The sequence below is a fragment of the Microlunatus speluncae genome (assembly GCF_009299835.1).
In the GTDB taxonomy this organism is placed as follows: domain Bacteria; phylum Actinomycetota; class Actinomycetes; order Propionibacteriales; family Propionibacteriaceae; genus Microlunatus; species Microlunatus speluncae.
Map to the genome: position 1 here is coordinate 13,448 of NZ_VKCZ01000004.1, position 20,351 is coordinate 33,798.

23 protein-coding genes and 1 pseudogene are annotated in these 20,351 nt (G+C 70.6%); 14 read left to right on the top strand and 10 right to left on the bottom strand.

The window, feature by feature from the left end; genetic code table 11:
* Nucleotides 1–1,368, top strand: coding sequence for an FAD-binding oxidoreductase (locus FNH24_RS06265; RefSeq protein WP_152361306.1), 1,368 nt, complete (start codon nucleotides 1–3; stop codon nucleotides 1,366–1,368).
* Here FNH24_RS06265 and FNH24_RS06270 read toward each other — a convergent pair.
* Nucleotides 1,365–2,024, bottom strand: a complete 660-nt coding sequence (locus FNH24_RS06270) for a DUF7691 family protein (RefSeq protein WP_152361307.1) — start codon at nucleotides 2,022–2,024, stop codon at nucleotides 1,365–1,367. The two genes, FNH24_RS06265 and FNH24_RS06270, sit on opposite strands and share 4 nt — an antisense overlap.
* A gap of 178 nt (nucleotides 2,025–2,202) precedes the next feature.
* On the bottom strand, nucleotides 2,203–2,658 hold the full coding sequence (locus FNH24_RS06275; protein WP_152361308.1) for a DUF2231 domain-containing protein: 456 nt from the start codon (nucleotides 2,656–2,658) through the stop codon (nucleotides 2,203–2,205).
* Nucleotides 2,659–2,766: 108 nt separating this feature from the next.
* Here FNH24_RS06275 and FNH24_RS06280 point away from each other — a divergent pair, with 108 nt between their 5' ends.
* Nucleotides 2,767–3,789 (top strand): hypothetical protein, encoded by a 1,023-nt coding sequence (locus tag FNH24_RS06280; protein ID WP_152361309.1) that lies wholly within the window; start codon nucleotides 2,767–2,769, stop codon nucleotides 3,787–3,789.
* A gap of 4 nt (nucleotides 3,790–3,793) precedes the next feature.
* Here the strand turns inward: FNH24_RS06280 and serC are convergent, their stop codons facing one another.
* The gene (gene serC, locus FNH24_RS32165; protein WP_152361310.1) at nucleotides 3,794–4,915 is read right to left on the bottom strand and encodes a phosphoserine transaminase; all 1,122 of its coding nucleotides are present in this window, start codon (nucleotides 4,913–4,915) and stop codon (nucleotides 3,794–3,796) included.
* Between the two features lie 45 nt (nucleotides 4,916–4,960).
* On the opposite strand from serC, the gene pdxH reads away from it, so the two are divergent.
* On the top strand, nucleotides 4,961–5,608 hold the full coding sequence (pdxH, locus tag FNH24_RS32170; protein WP_152361311.1) for a pyridoxamine 5'-phosphate oxidase: 648 nt from the start codon (nucleotides 4,961–4,963) through the stop codon (nucleotides 5,606–5,608).
* On the opposite strand, the gene FNH24_RS06295 is transcribed toward pdxH, so the two are convergent.
* Nucleotides 5,589–6,230 (bottom strand): CG0192-related protein, encoded by a 642-nt coding sequence (locus tag FNH24_RS06295; protein ID WP_152361312.1) that lies wholly within the window; start codon nucleotides 6,228–6,230, stop codon nucleotides 5,589–5,591. The two genes, pdxH and FNH24_RS06295, sit on opposite strands and share 20 nt — an antisense overlap.
* A 19-nt stretch (nucleotides 6,231–6,249) precedes the next feature.
* Entirely contained in the window at nucleotides 6,250–6,615 is a 366-nt protein-coding gene (locus FNH24_RS06300) for a ClpX C4-type zinc finger protein (protein WP_152361313.1), read from the bottom strand.
* Nucleotides 6,616–6,696: 81 nt separating this feature from the next.
* Between FNH24_RS06300 and FNH24_RS32615 the strand changes: the two are divergent.
* Both FNH24_RS32615 and FNH24_RS31695 read left to right on the top strand, forming a co-directional pair.
* A pseudogene (locus FNH24_RS32615) lies at nucleotides 6,697–6,984 on the top strand (hypothetical protein); the annotation flags it as partial.
* 44 nt (nucleotides 6,985–7,028) lie between these two features.
* On the top strand, nucleotides 7,029–7,226 hold the full coding sequence (locus FNH24_RS31695) for a hypothetical protein (RefSeq protein WP_170304481.1): 198 nt from the start codon (nucleotides 7,029–7,031) through the stop codon (nucleotides 7,224–7,226).
* A 9-nt stretch (nucleotides 7,227–7,235) separates the two neighbouring features.
* Here FNH24_RS31695 and FNH24_RS06310 read toward each other — a convergent pair whose 3' ends face one another.
* Together FNH24_RS06310 and FNH24_RS06315 are read right to left on the bottom strand one after the other, a co-directional pair.
* Nucleotides 7,236–7,868 (bottom strand): acVLRF1 family peptidyl-tRNA hydrolase, encoded by a 633-nt coding sequence (locus tag FNH24_RS06310; RefSeq protein WP_152361315.1) that lies wholly within the window; start codon nucleotides 7,866–7,868, stop codon nucleotides 7,236–7,238.
* 303 nt (nucleotides 7,869–8,171) lie between these two features.
* Entirely contained in the window at nucleotides 8,172–8,981 is an 810-nt protein-coding gene (locus tag FNH24_RS06315) for a DeoR/GlpR family DNA-binding transcription regulator (protein ID WP_152361316.1), read from the bottom strand.
* A gap of 74 nt (nucleotides 8,982–9,055) precedes the next feature.
* Between FNH24_RS06315 and FNH24_RS06320 the strand changes: the two genes are divergently transcribed.
* From FNH24_RS06320 to FNH24_RS06360, 9 genes are all read left to right on the top strand, one after another.
* Entirely contained in the window at nucleotides 9,056–9,946 is an 891-nt protein-coding gene (locus FNH24_RS06320; protein WP_152361317.1) for an SIS domain-containing protein, read from the top strand.
* Nucleotides 9,946–10,875: an ROK family protein gene (locus FNH24_RS06325; RefSeq protein ID WP_152361318.1), complete on the top strand. Its 930-nt coding sequence runs from the start codon at nucleotides 9,946–9,948 to the stop codon at nucleotides 10,873–10,875. The genes FNH24_RS06320 and FNH24_RS06325 overlap by 1 nt, the downstream gene beginning before the upstream one ends.
* On the top strand, nucleotides 10,868–12,007 hold the full coding sequence (gene nagA / locus FNH24_RS06330) for an N-acetylglucosamine-6-phosphate deacetylase (RefSeq protein WP_152361319.1): 1,140 nt from the start codon (nucleotides 10,868–10,870) through the stop codon (nucleotides 12,005–12,007). The genes FNH24_RS06325 and nagA overlap by 8 nt, the downstream gene beginning before the upstream one ends.
* Nucleotides 12,004–12,837, top strand: coding sequence for a class II fructose-bisphosphate aldolase (locus FNH24_RS06335; protein ID WP_152361320.1), 834 nt, complete (start codon nucleotides 12,004–12,006; stop codon nucleotides 12,835–12,837). The genes nagA and FNH24_RS06335 overlap by 4 nt, the downstream gene beginning before the upstream one ends.
* A gap of 161 nt (nucleotides 12,838–12,998) precedes the next feature.
* Entirely contained in the window at nucleotides 12,999–13,706 is a 708-nt protein-coding gene (locus FNH24_RS06340) for an iron-dependent transcriptional repressor DtxR (RefSeq protein WP_152361321.1), read from the top strand.
* 14 nt (nucleotides 13,707–13,720) lie between these two features.
* Complete coding sequence (locus tag FNH24_RS06345; protein WP_152361322.1) at nucleotides 13,721–14,491, top strand: class I SAM-dependent methyltransferase; 771 nt, start codon at nucleotides 13,721–13,723, stop codon at nucleotides 14,489–14,491.
* Between the two features lie 111 nt (nucleotides 14,492–14,602).
* Complete coding sequence (gene trxA / locus FNH24_RS06350; protein WP_152361323.1) at nucleotides 14,603–14,980, top strand: thioredoxin; 378 nt, start codon at nucleotides 14,603–14,605, stop codon at nucleotides 14,978–14,980.
* Between the two features lie 98 nt (nucleotides 14,981–15,078).
* Nucleotides 15,079–15,786 (top strand): helix-turn-helix domain-containing protein, encoded by a 708-nt coding sequence (locus tag FNH24_RS06355; protein ID WP_152361324.1) that lies wholly within the window; start codon nucleotides 15,079–15,081, stop codon nucleotides 15,784–15,786.
* A 22-nt stretch (nucleotides 15,787–15,808) separates the two neighbouring features.
* Nucleotides 15,809–17,128, top strand: coding sequence for a hypothetical protein (locus FNH24_RS06360; RefSeq protein ID WP_217428071.1), 1,320 nt, complete (start codon nucleotides 15,809–15,811; stop codon nucleotides 17,126–17,128).
* Nucleotides 17,129–18,188: 1,060 nt separating this feature from the next.
* On the opposite strand, the gene FNH24_RS32620 is transcribed toward FNH24_RS06360, so the two are convergent.
* From FNH24_RS32620 to FNH24_RS06370, 3 genes are all read right to left on the bottom strand, one after another.
* A complete protein-coding gene (locus FNH24_RS32620) occupies nucleotides 18,189–18,455 on the bottom strand; it encodes a WCX domain-containing protein (protein ID WP_425486881.1) in 267 nt (88 codons plus the stop codon).
* A 30-nt stretch (nucleotides 18,456–18,485) separates the two neighbouring features.
* Nucleotides 18,486–19,517, bottom strand: coding sequence for a zinc-dependent alcohol dehydrogenase family protein (locus tag FNH24_RS06365; RefSeq protein ID WP_152361326.1), 1,032 nt, complete (start codon nucleotides 19,515–19,517; stop codon nucleotides 18,486–18,488).
* Nucleotides 19,518–19,621: 104 nt separating this feature from the next.
* Nucleotides 19,622–20,275, bottom strand: coding sequence for a hypothetical protein (locus FNH24_RS06370; protein ID WP_152361327.1), 654 nt, complete (start codon nucleotides 20,273–20,275; stop codon nucleotides 19,622–19,624).
* Between the last annotated feature and the right edge of the window lie 76 nt (nucleotides 20,276–20,351).

Sequence of the window (20,351 nt, forward strand, 5' to 3'; positions counted from 1 at the left end):
ATGACCACACTCGAAGCCGGGCTTCGCGCGGCCGCCAACGGATTCGCCGGAGAGTTGATCTTCGCCGACGATCCCGGCTACGACGAACTCCGCAGGATCTGGAACGGCGCCATCGATCGACGCCCCACCCTGATCGCCCGCTGCACCTCGGCCGCGGACGTCGCGGCGGCGATCGGCCTTGCCCGCGCCAACGCGCTGCCGATCGCGGTCCGCGGCGGCGGGCACAGCATCCCCGGCCATTCGGCGGTCGACGGCGGTGTCGTGGTCGACCTCAGCCGGATGCGTCGGGTCGAGGTCGACGCCGAACGCAGGATCGCCGTCGCCGAGGGCGGGGCCCTGCTGGCTGATCTTGATGCCGCGACCCAGCAACACGGCCTGGCGACCACCGGCGGCCTGGTCTCCCACACCGGCATCGGCGGGCTCACGCTCGGCGGCGGGATGGGTTGGCTGGCCCGCAAACACGGTCTGACCTGCGACAACCTGCTGGAGGTCGAGCTGGTCACCGCCGCCGGCGAGATCATCACCGCCAACGCCGAACAGCATCCGGACCTGTTCTGGGCCCTGCGCGGCGGCGGTGGCAACTTCGGTGTCGTGACCAGGTTCAGCTATCGGCTGCACCCGCTCGGCCCGGTCTTCGCCGGCTCGGTGATCTACGACGGTGCGGACGCGGCCAGCCTGTTCCGGAGGTTCCGGGAGTTCGGCGCCGGCGCCCCGGATGAGGTCGGCCAGGTGCTGGTGTTGACGACCGCGCCGCCCGCACCGTACATCCCGGAATCGTTGCGCGGCCGGCCGGCCGTGATCATCGCCGGCTGTTACGCGGGCCCGGCCGAGGAGGGGGAGCGGGTGCTGGATCCGTTGCGCCGGCTCGGCACCCCGGTGGTCGACCAGTTCCAGCCGATGCCGTATCCGGTGCTGCAGCAGACCATCGATCCGATGTCGGAGCACGGGCTGGGCCGCTATCTCAAGGCCTCCCTGCACGAGGAGATCGACGACCCGACGATCGACCTGCTGATCGAGCACAAGCAGGCCACCCCGTCACCGTTCGCGATGGTGATGGTGACCGCGGTCGGCGGCGCGATCGCCCGGGTCCCGGCCGACGCGACCGCCTACGCACCCCGGTCGGCCCGGTGGGCGGTCGAGTTCCACGACAGCTGGTTGCCCGGTCAGGACGGTGCCGCCGCCCGGGAGTGGACTCGGGCGGGTTCGCGACAGTTGCCGGCGCCGGTGGTCGGCAGTTACGTCAACTTCCTCATCGACGAGGGCCCGGAGGCGGCCTATCCGACGCCGACGTACGCGCGGCTGCGGCAGGTGAAGCAGGACTGGGACCCGGACAACGTGTTCCGGCTGAACCAGAACATCGCGCCTTAGCCAACGACCCAGAAGCCGATCAGGTCCGGAGTCGGCCGGCCCAGTTGCGGCGCCACGTCGGCCCAGTGGACGAAGCCGTCCAGCCAGGTGACCAGGCCGGAGACCAGTTCCTGCTGCTCCGGCGTCTTGACCTCCGGCATCGCCGCCCGGTAGGCCGACGCCATCCCGAGCGCCTTGTGGTACGGGTGATAGCCGACGATCAGGCCCTGCACCGGGACCAGGTTGACGCTGGTCGAGGAGTTGAGCAGGTGCCGCAAGCCGACCGCCGCGGACACGCCGCCGCGGGCCAGCGCGAAGTCGAGATCGTCCAGGGAGCGGGAGGTGAGCTCGAGCTTGGAGGAGCCCCAGGCCGAGCCGGCGACCAGCACCTCGAGCAGGCGCCAGGTGGCGCCGACCCGCTCCGGCGGGATGTAGGACCCGTTCAGCAGCGCGTCCACGTCGGCCGGCAGCGGCTGGGTCGGCGAGATCACCGGGGCGTTGGGATCCCGGCGGAAGATCGGCCCGAGCCGGGACAGCAGGCCGCCGCCCTGCGCCGCCGGCACCGGCCCCAATGCCCGGTTGGCGACCTCGCGCAGCCGGGCCGCTTCCTCCGGGCGAGCGCCGAACATGCCGCGGACCTCATCGATCCCGATCGCGTACAACCGGAGCTCACCCATGTACGAACCGTAATGGAGCGCTGACTCGACATGCCAGACCCAACCCGGCTGCGCCGCGCGTCGTGCGCGACACTGGGGCGGTGACCCCCCGAACCAGACGCGCCATCGTCACCGGCGTGCTGATCGGCCTGCTCGCCGTGGTCGCGATCGCCGCGATCTGGCAGGGCCTCGGCTCCGGTTAGCCCCAGACCGCGGTCGACCCGGAATGGCCGGCGCGGAACACCTGCACCGAAGCGCCGATCCCGCTGATCACCGCCAGCGCCATCCCGACCCAGCTGGCGACCCGGAGCCCGGTCCCCTTCCGGCCGCGATCGATCAGGTGCTGCAGGACGGTGACCGACAGCGCGCCGAGGAACAGCAGCACCACCCACGGCCAGAGCCCGACGGCGATCTCGGAATGCGCGGTCATCGCCTCGGTCGGCCGCGGGAACGACTCGTACAGCGACTGACCCGCCCGCTGCGCCACGAAGGTCGAGACCATCGCGATCAGCCCGAACGCCGAGGTCAGCCAGCCGTAGCGACGACGGACCCAGACCGAGACCGAGATCGCGATCGCTCCGACCGCCGAGAGCGGCACGAAGATCACGACGGCGTGGACGACCAGTGGATGCAGCGGCAACCCGTCAATCTCCATGCTTGAACCTTAAACAGTCTTGGCGCGGCGAACCATAGCTTGGTCCGCCGTCGGCATCACGTACGCTCTGGTGAGCGGGGAATGCATCGCGAAACGGAGGACAAACGGATGGTGCGGACGGCCGGTCGCGTCCTGCTGTCGGTGCTGGTGTTGCTCCCGCTCTCCCTCTGTCTGTGGGCGGTGGCGCCGCGCGCCGCGGTCGCCAAGGACGAGGTGGCCTTCACCATCGGCGACGAGCGGATCAAGGAGTCGTCGGGGCTGGCCACCGATCCGGACAACAACTGCTACTGGACCGTGAACGACTCCGGCGACGAGGGCCGCGCCTTCGCCCTGGACGAGGACGGCGAGGTGACCGGGACGCTGTCGTTCGGTGCCGAGCCCACCGACATCGAGGCGGTCGCGATGCACAACGGCCGCCTCTACCTCGGCGACATCGGCGACAACGACACCGAACGCGAGTTCGTCACGGTCTACTTCTTCGACAACCCCGATCCGGACGGCGGAAAGCAGTCCTACCGCTCGTACGACTTCGAATACCCGGACGGCCCCCGCGACGCCGAGGCCCTCTTCGTCGACGACGACGGTCGGCTCTACATCGTCAGCAAGGAAGGCAAGGGTGGCATCTATGCCGCCCCGGAGGAGCCGTCCCGGCAGGGCATCAACGAGCTGAAACGGGTCGGCGACGCCCCCGCCTTCGTCACCGACGCGGTGTCGCTGCCGGACGGGCAGGGAGTCGCCCTGCGTACGTACGTCTCGGTCGAGGTGCTGGACCCGGACAGCTATGACCTGATCGGCCGGGCGCCGCTGCCGTTCCAGCGGCAGGGTGAGTCGATCACCGTCTCGCTGGACGGCGAGAAGCTGATGGTCGGCAGCGAGGGCGAGAAGTCCGACGTCTACTCCGTCGACATCCCGGCCGAGGTCAAGGACGCGGCCGAGGGCGAGAGCCAGCCGCCGGAGTCGAAGAAGCCGTCGACGCCCAAGGACTCGAGCCAGGCTCCGCCGCCGTCAGCGACGGAATCGGCGGCGCCCCCGCCGGCCGACAACCGGGGCGGGACGTTCTTCTCGCTCGGCGCGGCCGCGGTGGTCGCGCTGATCGCCGGCCTGGTGGTCGCGCTGATCAAGAAACGCTGATCCGTCAGTCGGCGATTCGCTCCAGCACCCAGTCGACGCAGGCACAGAGGCGACTGACGTCGTCGGGGTCGACATTGGGATACATGCCGACCCGGAGCTGATTGCGACCGAGTTTGCGATACGGCTCCGTGTCGACCACCCCGTTGTCGCGCAGCACGGCGGCGATCCTGGCCGCGTCCACGCCGGTGAAGTCGATGGTGCCGACGACGGGGGAGCGGTGGGCCGGTTCGGCGACGAACGGGGTCGCGAACGGCGAGGCATCGGCCCAGTCGTACAGCCGGGTGGAGGATTCGGCGGTCCGGGCCGCCGCGAAGGGCAGGCCACCATGATCATTGAGCCAGCGCAGCTGGTCGGCCAGCATGATCAGCGTGGCGATCGCCGGCGTGTTCAGGGTCTGGTCCTTGATCGAATTGTCGATCGCCACGGCCAGGCTCAGCGTCTCCGGGATCCACCGGTCGGTCGCGGCGATCTCCGCGGTCCGCTCCAGCGCAGCCGGCGAGAGCAGCGTCAGCCACAGGCCGCCGTCGGAGCCGAAACTCTTCTGTGGCGCGAAGTAGTAGGCATCGGTGGCGGCCACGTCGACCTGCACGCCGCCCGCGGCCGACGTGCCGTCGATGATCATCAACGCGTCGTCGTCCGCGCCGTCGATCCGGGTCACCGGGGCGATCGCGCCGGTCGAGGTTTCGTTGTGGGCCCAGGCATAGACGTCAACCCCCGGCGCCGCCGTCGGCACCGCGATCGAGCCGGGTTCGGCGGCGGTGACCACGGGCTCGTCCAGGTGCGGCGCGGCGGCGACGGCGGCCGCGAACTTGGCCGAGAACTCACCGAAGCTGCCGTGTGCGCTGCGCCGCCGGATCAGCGAGGCGACGGTCAGATCCCAGAACAGGGTCGAGCCGCCGTTGCCGAGCACCACCTGATAGCCGTCCGGCGCGGCGAAGAGCTCCGCCAGCCCGGACCGCACCTCGGCGACCAGGCCGCGGATCGGCGCCTGCCGGTGCGAGGTCCCGAGCAGGTCGGCCCGCTCACCGGCCAGGGCCTTGATCGACTCCGGCCTCACCTTCGCCGGGCCGGAGCCGAAACGGCCGTCGGCCGGGAGCAGATCGGTGGGAATGCGGAGCTCGGTCACAGCGATGCATTCTTCCATCGCAACGGCCGATGGGACACTGGCGGGGTGAACCCCGACCTCTCCGCCGAACGTGTCGACTACACCGGTGATCAGCTGCTGGAGTCGACGGCGCCGGCGGATCCGTACCGGCTGTTCGAGGCCTGGCTGGCCGATGCCTTCGCGGCCAAGGAGACCGGCACGCTGCCGGAGCCGACCGCGATGGTGATCGGCACCGTCGCCGACGGCCGGCCGCGGTCACGAACGGTGCTGCTGAAGGAGGTCGACGCGGAAGGCTTCGTCTTCTACTCCAACTACGACTCGGCCAAGGGCGCCGAACTGGTCGCGGAGCCACGGATCTCGCTCCTGTTCGGCTGGTATCCGCTGCACCGCCAGGTCCGGGTCGAGGGTACGACTGCGCCGGTGCCCCGGGCCGAATCGGAGGCCTACTTCGCCACGCGGCCGCGGGGCTCGCAGCTCGGCGCCTGGGCCTCGTCCCAGTCCAGCGAGATCACGCTGGACGAGCTGCAGGAGTCGTACCGGCGGGCCGAGCAGCGCTTCGCCGACACCGACGTGCCGTGCCCGCCGCACTGGGGCGGCTACCGGGTCACCCCGACCATGATCGAATTCTGGCAGGGCCGGCCCAGCCGGATGCATGATCGACTGCGCTACCTCGGCGACGGTACGACCTGGAAGCTCACCCGACTGGCCCCGTGACCGTTGCGGTCGCGAGCAGAGCCGGCCGGTCCTGGCCGGGCCAGGCGCCCGTGAGATAGCTGCCGGTTGCCGGCACGTCGACGGCGGCGGGCTGCCGGACCAGCCGGAGCTCGACCCGGTCGCCGCGCAGTACCGTCGAGTCGCCGTCCGCGGTCGCGGCCGCGAAGCCGCTGAGATCCACCGCCTCGGTGATCCAGCCGCCGCCACCGAGCCGGACGGTCGGCGGCCGGGTGCCGACCCGCCCGTCGGCCGCGATGAACTGGACCGACTGGCCGACCCCGGTCAGAGTGACGGCGGCCAGCATCGTCGCGAACACCGGGTCGGCGCAGCCGTCGTAGATCCAACGGCGCCCGAGCACGCTGTGCTCCATGGTGCAGACCAGCGCCTCCTCGGCGCCGGTGAGCGGAGCGCCGCGATAGCTCAGCGGCACCTGCAGGACGACGTCGCCGCCGCGGACGAGATGGGTTTCGAGGCCGACCTCGCCCTCCGGGTCGTCGAAGCGGTAGGCGCCGAGGAGCTCGAGGTCACCGGTGTGGCCGCTCGCCCAGGGCTGGTCCGGCAGCCACCCGGCCAGGGCCTCGAGCTTGGTCGGGACGAGGGACGCCGCGTGAATGAGAGCCATCGCCCCAGAATGCCCGGGCTCACTCGGTGCTGGCGAAGCGGGTCCAGGCCGACTGGCGGGTGACCCCCATCGCAGCACCGATGCGAGCCCAGGATGAGCCGCGCCGGCGCGCCTCGGCCACCCAACCGGCCAGCGAGTCCTCTACTCGATCCGCGGTCTCGGCCAGCAAGGGCAACCGTGCCAACAGTTGCTCGTCCGGCATGGTCGACCACGCCGGAAGATCTGGCGACTTCGATCCGTTCGACGGCTGATCGGACGCGATGATCTCCGCGGCCAGTTGGACACAGCCGTCACAGATCAGGCTTCCCGGCCCAGAGACCAGCTTGGCCACCTCATCTTCGGGCTTCAGGCAGAACGAGCAGCGCAACTTCCGTTGGATGACCATGGTCCAGTGTCAGTTGCTAACTGACAAAGTGTCAATACTGATATGACAATTCCGAGGGGTTGTTGCGGCCCTTACCGAAAGATGGACGGGGTCGTGTCGAGGCTAGGAAGTTGCCTAGTCACAGACATCAACAACGCCTACCCCGGACGGATCATCTTCCGGTTCAACGGGGACCAAGGGGACCATCGCCTACTGAGAGGAGGTGATCCGATCTCGGTGGCGCCCGGACCAGCGCCGGGCGTCGAAGCCGCCGAGGTGCACCGCCACCAGGCCGTGATCGTGGAGAACGTGCTTGAGTTCACCGACTGGGTCCTGTTCCCCTGGTGGCTGGACGGCATGCGAGCACTCGGATACGACCTCCAGCCGATGATCATCGACGCCGCCGAGCTGGGCGCCGCACAGCATCGCAAGCGGTGGTTCGGAGTCTTCACCCAAGGCATCGCCATCGACCTGACCCTGCCCGTCACGCGCCGTCCTACGCGTCGGACATCCTCGACCCGGACCTCGGCTGGCCGGTCACCCGGCGGCTGTACGTCCATGATCAAATCGAGTTCATCGCCGAGCAGGACGTGCCGCACCTGGTGGTCGTGCTCGCGGGGAAGCGGCGTTGATCACGGCGATCACGCGAGATCGTTGAGCCCGATCTGCACCGCGTTGAAGAGCCGCGGGAATTCCCGCAGCACGGCGAGCTTCGGGTCCGGCACCGGATACAGCCGGGGCAGCACCAGATCGCGCAGCGGCGCCAGACGTTGATCTTCGAGCACGGCGTCGATGCCGGCCCGGTCGCCGCCGGTGGCCAGGCCGGTCAGTCGCGTCGCCTCGGGTGACAACAGCCGATGGGCCTGATCGGCGACCGCGCCGTACAGGGCGGTGGCCTGATTGTCCCGGCGGCGGGCGAACCGCTGCTGGGACCAGCCGCCGGCCTTGGTCTTGCCTTGGACATAACGGCTGCCGACCTTGGAGATGATCAACTCGGCTCCGGCGAAGACGCCGATCGCGTAGCCGCTGCGGCGGACCAGCAGGGCGCCGATCCGGCGCTCTGCGGCCACCTGCTCGAGCAGGGCCGGGATCGGTTCGGCCGCGTCGGGCAGCGGCGGGAACGGCACGGTGATCACCGCGACCGCTTCGTCGGCGGCCGTGATCATCACCTGGTCGCCGTCCCGGACGGCGTGCAATTCGCCGTGTCGACGCCGGAAGCCGTCGATCCAGGCCGGCAGTCGGTCGGCGGCGACGGTCACGGTCCTGCTGATCATGGAGCGATTCTCTCCGACGGGGCGACATGGCGCAGACATGGACAAACCCGCGAGCTTTCGTCTCCTCCGACTCAGTGGGTCGGGCTCAACGGCCGGGCGGACAAGCTCCGGCACTCGCGGGTTCGGGTGTTGGCTTTGGATTAGCCGGTCGACGACCGACCAGTTTCCAGACCGGTCAGCGACTAGCTGGCCGCCACCTCACATGTCCCAAAGCAATTCATTCTTTGGACCACCTCCTTTCACGTGTTCCACCACCGTAGGCCGCCGGATCAAACCCGTCAACGGATTTCGGGGTGAGCACAATCAGGCCAAGATCACGTCCGGCCCGGCCTTGCGGATGGTGGCGACGATCTCGGGGTCGACCTCGGAATCGGTCAGCACGGCGTCGACCTCGTCCAGCCGGCAGATCCGGCAGAAGCCGACCTCGCCGAGCTTGCTCGAGTCCGCCACCACGATGGTGCGCTTGGCCTGCTGCATCATCACCCGGTTGATCGCGGCCTCGGCGTCGTCGTTCGTGGTCAGGCCCGCGACCGGGTCGAGCCCCATCACGCCGAGGAAGCACAGGTCCGGGGTGAGCTGTTTCAGCGTGTCGCTGGCGATCGCACCGACCAGCTCGTAGCTCTGCGGCCGGGCCACGCCGCCGCAGACGACGATCTTGATGAACGGGCGGACGGTCAGCTCGGCGGCGATGTTGAGCGCGTTGGTCACCACGGTGATGCCGTGCTGCGGCGTCCGGCCGTCGATCGCGTCCCGCAACTGGGGCGCCCGGGGCAGCGCGCGGGCCACCTCGACGGTCGTCGTGCCGCCGTTCAGGGCAACCGTGCAGCCCGGCCAGAGCAGGCCGACCGCGTACTCCGCGATCCGCGCCTTGGCGTCGCCGCGGGCGGTCGTCTTGTAGCGCAGCGGCAGGTCGTAGCTGGTGCTGTTCGGGACGGCGCCGCCGTGGGTGCGGGCGAGCAGTTGCTGCTCGGCCAGGTGGTCGAGGTCGCGGCGGATGGTCGCCGCGGACACACCGAAATGGGCCGCCGCCTCTTCGACCTCGAGCTGGCCCGCCGCGACCAGCCGTTCGAGCAGCGCCGGCAAGCGCTCGGCTCGGGTGACTGCACCTTTCATGGTGATCTGGATGATATGTTCAGATCTGCATGTTTGGGAACAAAACACGCACTTTCACAAGGATGATGTTGCGCATGAGTCTTCACGTAGAAGCCGAGATCGCCTCCCAGCCGGAGTGCTGGTCCACCGCCGTCGCCGGCGCCGCCCGAGTGGCCGACCGCCTGCCCCGCCCGGGCGAGCGGGTCGCCTTCGTCGGCTGCGGGACCTCCTGGTTCGTGGCCCAGATCGTGGCCCACTGGCGGGAGTCCCGCGGGCTCGGCGAGAGCGATGCGTACACGGCCAGCGAGGTGCTGGACCGCCGCTATGACCGGGTGGTCGCGCTGACCCGGTCCGGCACCACGACCGAGGTGCTCGAGGTGCTGACCCGGCTCCGCGGCCGGGTGCCGACGGTAGCGGTCACCGGCGACCTGAGCACCCCGGTGGTCGATCTGGCCGACGAGGTGGTGGATCTGTCGTTCGCCGACGAGAAGTCGGTGGTGCAGACCCGGTTCGCCACCAGCACGCTGGCACTGTTCCGCTCGATCCTCGGTGATGATCTTGCTCCGTTGATCGAGGCGGCCGGCCGGGCGGTCACCGCACCACTGCCGGAGGGCCTGCCCGAGGTCGAGCAGATCACCTTCCTCGGCCGCGACTGGTCGATCGGGATCGCGCACGAGGCGGCGCTGAAGTTCCGCGAGACGTCGGCCAGCTGGGCGGAGTCGTACCCGGCCATGGACTACCGGCACGGCCCGATCTCGATCGCCAGCCCAGGTCGCGCGGTCTGGATGTTCGGCCAGGCCCCGGACGGGCTGGCCGGCGACGTCGGCGCGACCGGCGCCACCTTCGTCGATCATGATCATGACCCGATGGTCGACCTGATCCTGGCCCAGCGGGTTGCCGTGGCCCGCGCCGTGTCACTCGGCGTGAACCCGGATCAGCCGCGGCACCTGTCCCGCTCCGTCATCCTCGAGGGCTCCGAAGCCTGATGTCCGGCACCGCGCCCGAGTGCATCGTCGCGGTCGATCTGGGCGGCACCCTGACCAAGATCGGGTACGTCAGCGAGGACGGCTCGGCCACGTCCGTGCGCCGGCTGGAGACCGACCGGTCGGGCGGCCAGGAGGGTCTGGCCGACTGGCTGGCGGACCGGATCGCCGAGGCCGTCGCGGCCGCACCCGGCCCGTGCCGCGGCTTCGGCATCGTCGTGCCGGGGATCATCGATCCGGCCACCGGCACCGTGCTGTCGGCGCCCAACGTCGGCTGGACCAAGATGCCGATCCGGGACCGGCTGCATGATCGCACCGGGCTGTCCGGGACGGTCGGTCACGACGTCCGGGCCGGTGGCCTGGCCGAGTGGCGACTCGGCTGCCCGGACGCGCGCAACGTCTTGTTCCTGCCGATCGGCACCGGCATCGCCGCGGCCCTGATCGTCGACGGCCGGCTGTTGGTGGCCGACGGCTATGCCGGCGAGGTCGGCCACACCCGGGTCCGGGCCGCCGGCGAGACCCTCTGCGCCTGCGGTCAGCTCGGGTGCCTGGAGTCGGTTGCCTCGGCCGCCGGGGTGGCGCGTTCCTATGCCGCGGCGCGGGGCACCACGGTCGGCCCCAATCCCGACGCCCGGGCGGTCGCCGAGGCGGCCCGGGCCGGCGACGCCTACGCCCTGGCGTCGTTCGCGCTGGCCACCGAGGCGCTGACCGAGTCGCTGCTGCTGTGCACCACCCTGCTCGGCCCTGAGGTGATCATCATCGGCGGCGGACTGTCCGGCGCCGCCGACCTGTTCGTCCCCGAGATCGGCCGCCGGATCGCCGCCACCGCGACCTTCCAGCGGGTGCCGGAGCTGCGCCTGGCCACCCTCGGCGCCGACGCCGGCCTGATCGGTGCCGGCCTGATCGCCTGGGAAGGCCTTGATCATGAGTGAGACGGTGTTGCGGTGTGAGCGGGTGGTGACGCCGGAGGGGGTACGGGAGGACGCGCTGCTGCGGATCGCCGACGGGATGATCACCGAGGTCGGGCCCGCCGGCGCCGGCGTCGGGGAGCCGATCGAGGGCTGGGTGCTGCCGGGCTACGTCGACACCCACGTGCACGGCGGTGGCGGCGGCGACTACCCGACCACCGATCCGGACGAGGCCCTGCTGGCCCGGGAGTTTCACGCCCGGCACGGCACCACGACCAGCCTCGCCAGCCTGGTCAGCGCCGAGCCGGACCGGCTGGTGGCGCAGATCGAGACCCTGGTGCCGCTGGTGCGGCGCGGGGTGTTCGCCGGCATCCACCTGGAGGGCCCGTTCCTGTCCGCGGCCAAGTGCGGCGCCCATGATCCGGCGCTGCTCCGGCCGCCCGCGCCCGAGTTACTGGATCGGTTGCTCGCAGCCGGCGACGGGCAGATCTCCATGATCACCATCGCGCCGGAACTCGATCATGGTCTGGCCGCGATCGACCGGTTGACCAAGGGCGGGATCCGGGTCGCGTTCGGTCACAGCGATGCGGACGAACGGCAGGCCGACGAGGCGATCGACGCCGGGGCCGAGGTGGCGACGCACCTGTTCAACGCGATGCGCTCGATCCACCATCGTGAGCCAGGCCCGGTCCCGCGGCTGCTCACCCGGGATTCGATCATGGTCGAGCTGATCTGCGACGGCATCCATCTGCACCCGGACGTGATCATGATGGCGATCGCCGCCGCCGGGCCGGATCGGGTGGCGTTGATCACCGACGCGATGAACGCGGCCGGGCTGGCCGACGGCTCCTATCGGCTCGGCGACTTGGACGTCGTCGTGCGACAGGGCGCGGTGCACCTGGTCGGTGCCGACGGAGCGGTCGGCTCAATCGCCGGCTCGACGCTGACCATGGCCGACGCGGTCGCGTACGTGGTCGGCCTCGGGGTCTCGATCCCGGAGGCCGCCCGGATGGCCGCGACCACGCCGGCCCGCCGGCACGGCCTGGACCGGGTCGGCGAGCTCGCCGCCGGCCGCGCCGCCGATCTCTGTGTCGTTGATGATCTTGGCCGGCTGCAGCGGGTGCTGCGGGCCGGCGCCTGGATGGAGACCCGATGACCCTGGCCACCCTGACCGACGTGCTGCACACCGCGACCGAACAGAAGCGGGCGGTGGGCGCGTTCAACGTGTTCAGCATCGAGCACGCCGAGGCCCTGGTCGCCGGCGCCGAGCAGGCCGACCGCGACGTCGTGCTGCAGGTCTCGCAGAACGCGGTGCGCTATCACCGGGCCTTGCGGCCGATCGGCCTGGCCACGCTGGCGATCGCCGAGGCCGCGTCGGTCCGCGCGGTGGTGCATCTCGATCACGCCACCGAGCGGGAGCTGGTCGACCAGGCGGTCGCGCTCGGCTTCACCTCGGTCATGTTCGATGCCTCCGCGCTGCCGTACGAGAGCAATGTCGGTGAGACCGCCGCGGTGGTGGCGCAGTGCCGGGCCCGGGGGATCTCGGTCGAGGCCGAGCTCGGCGAGGTCGGCGGCAAGGACGGTGTGCACGCGCCGGGGGCCCGGACCCGGCCCGACGAGGCGGTCCGGTTCGTCGCCGAGACTGGGATCGACGCCCTCGCCGTCGCCGTCGGTTCCTCGCACGCGATGACCGCGCGGACCGCCCGGCTGGATCTGGACCTGATCGCCGAACTGGCCGCCGCGGTGCCCGTACCGCTGGTGCTGCACGGCTCGTCCGGCGTGCCCGACGACGAGATCGTCCGCGCGGTCGCGGCCGGCATGTCCAAGATCAACATCGCGACGCACCTGAACTCCGTCTTCACCGGCACGGTCCGAGAGTTGTTGGACGGCGACCCGAAGTTGGTGGACAGCCGGAAATACCTCGGCCCGGCCCGGGACGCCGTCGCGGTGGAGGTCGCCCGTCTGCTGGGCCTGCTAGCGTCCTGACCCTGGCGTCGCCAGGTCTGGATCGGAACTGAATCTCATGTTCTAGTGTTACGGCACTAGTCTTGCGTTCACGATCCGTGTGGCCGGGCGTCGCCGCATTGTGGCAGGTCGGCCCGTAAGTGCCGCCGGTCGTGATCCGGACAACAGTTTGATCAGGGAGAATGGGCACCGTGAGCGATTTGATCGACACCACGGAGATGTATCTGCGGACCATCTTCGAGCTGGAGGAAGAAGGGATCGTGCCGCTGCGGGCCCGGATCGCCGAGCGGCTGCACCAGAGCGGGCCGACCGTGTCGCAGACCGTCGCCCGGATGGAGCGGGACGGCCTGGTCAAGGTCGAGGGCGACCGGCACCTGGAGCTGTCCCCGGAGGGTCGCGACCGGGCCATGCGGGTGATGCGCAAGCACCGGTTGGCCGAGCGGCTGCTGACCGACGTGATCGGCCTGGAGTGGGAGAAGGTGCACGTCGAGGCCTGCCGCTGGGAGCACGTCATCTCCACCGACGTCGAGCACCGGCTGGTCGAGCTGCTCGAGTCACCGGTCGCGTCGCCGTACGGCAACCCGATCCCCGGTCTGGACGAGCTCGGCGTGAAGTCGCCGCGGATCGAGTTCCGGGCCGGCAACCACCAGCTGCGCGAGTTGGTGGAGTCGACCGGCGGCGTGCCCGTCCGGGTCGTCGTGGAGCGGATCAGCGAAGAGATCCAGAAGGACATCGACACCATGGCGACGCTGCGTCAGGCGGGCGTCCGCCCCGGCGTCGAGGTGCTGGTCGAGGGTGGTGGGCTGGGCGTGAAGCTGACCGCCGAGGGCGCTCCGCCGTGCGAGATCACACCGGAAGCGTCGGCCTACCTGTTCGTCTCCCGGGTGTGATGCCGGCCCTCGTCGTGTCCGAAGACGGATTGGACTGGCCGCGCTATCTGGCCCAGTTCCATGCCGCCCGGCCGGGCATCATCGAAGCCGTCCTGTCCAGATCGTTCGGCGGCGATCACTCGCCGTACCGCTGGCTGGCCCGCGCCGTGTCGGACGCCGGTACGGTGCTGGATCTCGCCTGTGGCTCCGGGCCGATGTCACGGGAGCTGGCGGCGCCGGGCCGGACCGTGATCGGGATCGACGTCTCGCCGGACGAGTTGCGGCTGGCGGCCGAGCGCGGCCCCGGTCCCTGGGTCCGCGGCGACGCGCTGAAACTGCCGTTCGCCGACGGATCCTTCGACGCGGTCACCAGCTCGATGGGACTGCTGGTGATCCGGCCGCTGAGCCAGGTGCTGGCCGAGATCACCCGGGTGCTGAAGCCCGGCGGGGTGCTGGCGGCCATCGCGCCGGCGCTGCGGCCGCTGTCGCCGCGGGAGATGCGGGTGCCGGCGCGGATCAACGCCCGGCTGCGTGGATCGCCGCGGTTCCCCGGTTCGGTGGAGCTGGCCGGCTTCACCCGCTCGCTCGAGGCCGCGGGCTTGCGCCGGGTGGAGGACGCCCGGGAGCGCTACCACTATGAGATCACCGGCCGCGAGGACGCCGAGTTGCTGTTGTCGGCGTTGTATCTGCCGAACACCAAACCGTCCCGGGTCGAGTCGGCGATCGACTTCCTGGTCCACCGGGTGAGCAAGCGCGGCCCGTTCCCGATCACCATCCCGATGCGGCGGGTGGTCGCGATCAAGTAGGGCCTTCGGGACGTGGCGTACGTCCCGGAATAGCCGTACCCCTGCCGTGCGTTACATGCGGCGACAAGACATTCACCACAACCGCTGCCGAGGCAGCCAGGAGCGACAGACATGGCAACGATCGACATCAATGCCGAGCAGTTCGAGAAGACGATCACGGACAACGACATCGTCCTGGTCGACTTCTGGGCGGAATGGTGTCCGCCGTGCAAGCAGTTCGGTCCGGTCTTCGAGGCCGAGTCGGAGTCGAATTCCGACATCATCTTCGCCAAGCTCGACACGGACGCGAACCAGTCCCTGAGCGGCCAGCTCGGGGTGTCCAGCATCCCGACGCTGATGGCGTTCCGGGAGGGCGTGCTGGTCTTCAACCAGGCCGGGGCGTTGCAGGGGCCGCAGCTGAAGCAGGTCGTGGACGCGGTCAAGGACCTGGACATGGAGAAGGTGCATGCGGAGGTCGCCAAGCTGAAGGAAGAGCGCGGCGAGGCCTGACCTCTGCCGCCTGACTGTCCCGACTCAACGAGCGAGGGTCGCCGTCACCGACGGCGGCCCTCGTTCCGTTGTCGGCGCTGCGCGGGATAATGAGGGTGATGTACGCCGAGTACGCACCTCCGCCTCGGATCGCGGACGCGATCCGCTGTCTCTGGCGGTCGGCACCGGAGCCCGCCGAGCGAGGCCGCGCCATCGTCCCGGACGGCTGCCTGGATCTGATCGTCGGGCCCGAGCGGGTCTTCATCGCCGGGCCCGACACCCGGGCCTGGGAGCCGACCTCGGCCGAAGGCGGGCCGGTGACCGGGATCCGGTTCCGGCCCGGGCATGCGCCCCGGGTGCTCGGGGTCGCCGCCGACGAGCTGCGTGATCAACGGATCGACCTGGCCGACCTGTGGGGCCGTGAGGGCGCCGGCACTGCCGATCGGCTGCTCGCCGACCCGAAGTTGATCACCGACCTGGTCGCCCGGCGACTGGCCGACACCGAACCGGACCCGGAGCTGGACCGGCTGCTGATCCGGCTCGATCGCGGCGTGCCGCGGGTCTCCGCCGCCACCCGTGATCTTGGCTGGAGCGAACGGCAGCTGCGGCGCCGTTTCACCGTCGCCGTCGGGTACGGTCCGGCCACCTATCTCCGCGTCGCCCGGTTGCAGCGGGCCATCCGTACCGCCGCGACCGCGAGCGACCTGGCCGGCCTCGCCGTCGCGGCCGGCTATGCCGACCAGGCGCACCTCAGCCGCGACTGCCGGGAGCTGACCGGGCAGACCGCGGCCGACTACTTCACCAGGTTCCGGACCGCCCGGAACTGATCAACACCCCGAAAGAATGATCATGACTTCGACGACCGGCGCCGCACGCGCCGAGGGACTCGCCGCCGCCACCTTCCGGGTCGATGCGACGCCGCCGATCGGCAGTGAGATGGCCTACCGGCCGGTCCGCGAGACCGACGAGCTCGCGCTCAGCTGCCGCGGGGTGGTCCTGGTCGGGGCCGGTGACCCGATCGTGCTCTGCGTCCTGGACTGGATCGGGATCGGCAACGAGGGCCACGACGTGTTCCGGGCCCGGCTGGCCGCGGCCGCCGGGACGACGCCGGAGCGGGTCGCGGTGCATGCCGTCCATCAGCACGACGCTCCCGCCTGCGACTTCTCCGCCGAACGGATCCTGATCGAGGCGGGGCGCGACCCGGGCCGGTGGGACGGCGGCCTGGCCCGCCGGGTGCTCGACGACGCCGCCGCGGCCATCTCCGAGGCGCTGGCCGATCCGCTGCCGATCAGCCACGTCGGCTGGGGTGAGGCGGTCGTGGACCAGGTCGCGTCCAACCGGCGGATCCTCGGCGACGACGGCCGGGTCCGGGCGATGCGGATGACCAAGACGGTCGATCCGGAGCTGCGGGCCGAGCCGGAAGGCGTGATCGATCCGGTGATCACCGTGCTCAGCCTGTTCTCCGACGACCGGCCGGTGGCGGTGCTGAGCTATTACGCCTGTCACCCGCAGAGCTACTACCTGACCAACCAGCCCAGCCCCGACTTCCCCGGCATCGCCCGGTTCCTCCGCGGCCAGTCGGTGCCGGGCCCGCTGCACCTGCACTTCAACGGTGCCGGCGGCAACATCGGCGCCGGCAAGTACAACGACGGCGATCCGGAGAACCGGGTCGTGCTCGCCGGCCGGCTCGCCGACGGCATGCGCCGCGCCTGGGCCACCACCGAGCGGATCCCGATCACCGCCGACGAGATCGGCTGGAGCACCGAGCCGGTCCAACTCGACCCGGCCGAGCACCTGACCGAGGAGTCCCTGCTCGCCCTGATCGCCGCGGGCGAGGGCGACGCCTTCCTGTCCGGCGCCGACCGCCTGGGCTGGCTCCGCCGCCGCCGCGAGGGCCGCCCGATCGACCTGCAACTCCTCCGCGCCGGCCGGCTCCGCGTCCTCCACCTCCCCGGCGAGGCCTTCGTCGAGTTCCAGCTCGCCGCCAAAGCCATGCGCCCCGACCTCACCGTCGCCGTCGCCGCCTACGGCGACTACGGCCCCGGCTACATCGGCACCGCCCGCGCGTACGACGAGGGCGGCTACGAAACCAGCGACCGGGCCAGCAACGTCACCGCCACCGCCGAGGCCGAGATGCTCCGGGGAATCAAGGCCCTGCTCGCCGACTGACCCCGCCCTTCGCTCCCCGAGCCGTGGTGTGTTCGTTCTCTGAGCCGTGGTGTGTTCGTTCCCCGTGCCGTGGTGTGTTCGTTCCCCGTGCCGTGGTGTGTTCGTTCCCTGAGCCTGTCGAAGGGCAAGCCAGGCAAGGCCTGTCTCGGGTCCGGCCGGGCAGGTCTGCTCCGTGCGCGCCGAGGATGAGAAAGACGCGCCAAGGACGGGCGGGTCAGGGCGTTTCCTGGGAACGTCCGGCCGGGTGTCGGTTTGCGCTGTAGCGGGATCGATGCCGAGCCGGCGACTTTCGCCGCCAACACCGGCGCCCCGGCCGCATGACGCGGCGGATCGCCTTGACCCGCCCGGCGTCTTTCCGGCCGTCAGGCCGGAAACCGGAGGGGCACCCAGCCGGACTGCCCCTTCGACAGGCTCAGCCCGGATCCACGGATGAGCTGGGTCGTGGTGTCGCGAAAGCTCTTCGTGCGGGGCGAAAAGGGCCATTGCCACGTGGAAACCTCCCGCACGAAGAGCTTTCGCGACAACCAGTCAGGTGCACCCTCGATTGGGCCCGACGAGGACTGGCGGATTGGCATGCTCCGCGAGGTTCACGGCCGGGCCCGGGTAGGTGCGGAGCGATGGTGTCGGATTGGGTCGTGGTGGTTCGGGCGGGTGACCGGAATCGACCCGACGTCACCGGATCCGGGCGACCTCGGCAGGATTTCGGCGACGTCGGGTCGATTCGGGACATCGGGCCCTCGAGTGGACCCTTCGGCCACGGACTCTTGCCTATGGGTGGCCAAGCGATCCACTCGGAGCACACCGGCAGGCAGGCTCTGGGCTCACCGATCGGCCGGGGACCTCGCGGAGTTGCCTGGTGTCGCGCGTCGGGTTGGGCCCGGGTCCGCCGCTGAGTTCGGCAGCGTTCAGGGGATCGAATCACCGAGATCACCCACCGGTGGCCGGCCGCGATTCTTTCCGGCCGCGTCACCCCGTCCGTCCTTGGCGCGCCTTCCGGCCGTTAGGCCGACACCTCATCGATGGATTCGGGCTGAGCCTGTCGAGGGGCGGGCCAGATTGATCAAGGGTTGTTGATCATGACGAAGGCGTGTGCGGCGGCGACCGCCGAGCGGCGCAGTGCTTCGGGCTCGACGACGATCACCTCACCGCCCTTCCCCAGGTCGTGCAGGATGATGTGGGCGTTGTCCTCGTCGCCGACCTCGAAGGTGGCCTCGACCCAGCCGTCGGCGTCGGGCTCGGTTGGCGCTGTCTGATTCCGGCAGCCGCCAACCGATACCCGGCCAGGATTCCCACTCAGCGCCCTGGCCCGCCCGTCCTTGACGCGTATTCCCGGCCGGAGGCCGAGCCGGGGGTTGCCTCATGCTGAGGGATCGGCGACTGTGATGCCGTGGCTGCCGGGTCGGTCCATTCCTTGCAGAGCGACGCCGGCGCCGGCCAGGTCGGTCCGGTTCGTGATCAGCAGGCCGGGGTCGACCGCGCCGGAGGTGATCAACTCGATCATCGCCGGATAGTCGGCGGCGGGCATTCCGTGGGAGCCGTGGACGGACAGCTCCCAGGCGATCACGCGATCCAGCGGCAGCGGCGGGGTGGACTGCTCACCGAGCAGCAGGCCGACCTGGACGTGCCGGCCGCGCCGGCGCAGGGATCGGACCGCGGTGACCGCCGTGGCCGGCGTGCCGGCGCAGTCCAGGGTGACCTCGGCACCACCCAATTCCATGATCGTTTCCACCGGGTCGTCGGTGGTCGGGTCGATGATCAACTCCGCGCCGAAGCTCCGGGCGAGTTCACGCGCCGGCGCCGCCGGGTCGATTGCGATCACCCGTGCGCCGAGGGCGGTGGCGATCATGATCGCCGAGAGACCGGCGCCGCCGCAGCCGAAGATCGCCACCAGCGCGCCGGCGGACACCCGGCCGTGCGCGGTGAGCGCGCGAAAGGCGGTGGCGAACCGGCAGCCGAGCGCGGCCGCCGCGGCGAAGTCGACCCTCTCGGGCAGCCGGACCAGATTGAGATCGGCGGCCGCGACCGCGACCAGCTCGGCGAACGAACCCCAGCCGGTGAAGCCGGGCTGGGTCTGGTCCGGACACACCTGGGCGTCGCCGGAACGACAGAACGCACAGTGGCCGCACCCGTTCACGAACGGCGTCGTCACCCGGTCGCCGTACTCCCAGTCCCGCACCTCCGCGCCGACCTCGACCACCGTGCCGGCGAACTCATGACCGCCCACGTGCGGCAGCCGCACCGGGTCGTGGCCCTGCCAGGCGTGCCAGTCGGACCGGCAGACCCCGGTCGCGCGGACCGCGATGATCACCCCGTCGGCCGGGCAGACCGGATCCGGCACCAGCCGAACGGCGGGCGTTCCCGCGGTCTCGTCGTAGACCAGGGCCCTCATCGAATCCCTCGCGCTGTCGAGGGTTCCTGGCGTGCTCGCACGCCGCCACCGTACTCGCGGCGACATCGTCCGATCCGCTCAAGCCCGGCCTTCGGGACGAACGCTTACTCGGCCCGGCGACCGGGCCGGTAGGACTCGTCGTCGGCGTCGCGGCCGTCGTCCGTCGCGTCGGTCCGTTCGGGATCACGGCGCCGAGGCCGGGGATCCGTCCCGTCGGAGTCGTGCCGGTGGTCCTTACCATCTTGGTGAGCTGTGTGACCTGGGTGATCGGTCCGCTCCGAGTCGTGGCGGGCGGCGTCGTGGCGGGTGGCGTCGGAATCGTCGGTCCGGTCTCGGTCTCGGTCGCGATCGTCGGTCCGGTCGCCGTCGTGGTCGCCGGTCCGCGGATCGATCCGGTCGGCAGTCTCGAGTCGTTCGGCGGCCGTGGCGTGGTGCTGCTCGGCCTCGGACTGTCGTTCGTCGGCCAGCTGGTCGCGGCGCTGGGCCTCGACCTCGGCCTGTTCGGCCGCGGCCCGCGCCTGTTCGGCGTCGGCCCGGGACTGGTCGGCCTCGGCCCGGCTCTGGACGGCGTCGGCGCGGCGGGATCTGGCCGCGAGATCGGACTGGGTGCCGGCGTCACGGAGCGAGTCGGCCCGGCCGCGGTCCCGTTCGAGTTGGGCCTGCGCGGCCCGGGCCCGGCCACGCCGAAGCGCGGCCGCCACGATGATGACGACGACGATCAGGCCGACGATGAGCAGGACCAGGATGATGGGATCCATCGGAGCGCCTCCTTGCGATAGGGATGATGCCCTCGAAGCCACGTACCCGCCACCGGCCGGATCAAAACCCGTAGTC

Excerpts from the sequence above, each read along its gene's own strand:
- FNH24_RS06265 (WP_152361306.1), top strand. The coding sequence starts at position 1 with ATGACCACACTCGAAGCCGGGCTTCGCGCGGCCGCCAACGGATTCGCC.
- FNH24_RS06270 (WP_152361307.1), bottom strand. The coding sequence starts at position 2,024 with ATGGGTGAGCTCCGGTTGTACGCGATCGGGATCGATGAGGTCCGCGGC.
- FNH24_RS06275 (WP_152361308.1), bottom strand. The coding sequence starts at position 2,658 with ATGGAGATTGACGGGTTGCCGCTGCATCCACTGGTCGTCCACGCCGTC.
- FNH24_RS06280 (WP_152361309.1), top strand. The coding sequence starts at position 2,767 with ATGGTGCGGACGGCCGGTCGCGTCCTGCTGTCGGTGCTGGTGTTGCTC.
- FNH24_RS06295 (WP_152361312.1), bottom strand. The coding sequence starts at position 6,230 with ATGGCTCTCATTCACGCGGCGTCCCTCGTCCCGACCAAGCTCGAGGCC.
- FNH24_RS06300 (WP_152361313.1), bottom strand. The coding sequence starts at position 6,615 with ATGGTCATCCAACGGAAGTTGCGCTGCTCGTTCTGCCTGAAGCCCGAA.
- FNH24_RS06310 (WP_152361315.1), bottom strand. The coding sequence starts at position 7,868 with ATGATCAGCAGGACCGTGACCGTCGCCGCCGACCGACTGCCGGCCTGG.
- FNH24_RS06315 (WP_152361316.1), bottom strand. The coding sequence starts at position 8,981 with ATGAAAGGTGCAGTCACCCGAGCCGAGCGCTTGCCGGCGCTGCTCGAA.
- FNH24_RS06320 (WP_152361317.1), top strand. The coding sequence starts at position 9,056 with ATGAGTCTTCACGTAGAAGCCGAGATCGCCTCCCAGCCGGAGTGCTGG.
- FNH24_RS06325 (WP_152361318.1), top strand. The coding sequence starts at position 9,946 with ATGTCCGGCACCGCGCCCGAGTGCATCGTCGCGGTCGATCTGGGCGGC.
- nagA (WP_152361319.1), top strand. The coding sequence starts at position 10,868 with ATGAGTGAGACGGTGTTGCGGTGTGAGCGGGTGGTGACGCCGGAGGGG.
- FNH24_RS06335 (WP_152361320.1), top strand. The coding sequence starts at position 12,004 with ATGACCCTGGCCACCCTGACCGACGTGCTGCACACCGCGACCGAACAG.
- FNH24_RS06340 (WP_152361321.1), top strand. The coding sequence starts at position 12,999 with ATGGGCACCGTGAGCGATTTGATCGACACCACGGAGATGTATCTGCGG.
- trxA (WP_152361323.1), top strand. The coding sequence starts at position 14,603 with ATGGCAACGATCGACATCAATGCCGAGCAGTTCGAGAAGACGATCACG.
- FNH24_RS06355 (WP_152361324.1), top strand. The coding sequence starts at position 15,079 with ATGTACGCCGAGTACGCACCTCCGCCTCGGATCGCGGACGCGATCCGC.
- FNH24_RS06360 (WP_217428071.1), top strand. The coding sequence starts at position 15,809 with ATGACTTCGACGACCGGCGCCGCACGCGCCGAGGGACTCGCCGCCGCC.
- FNH24_RS06365 (WP_152361326.1), bottom strand. The coding sequence starts at position 19,517 with ATGAGGGCCCTGGTCTACGACGAGACCGCGGGAACGCCCGCCGTTCGG.
- FNH24_RS06370 (WP_152361327.1), bottom strand. The coding sequence starts at position 20,275 with ATGGATCCCATCATCCTGGTCCTGCTCATCGTCGGCCTGATCGTCGTC.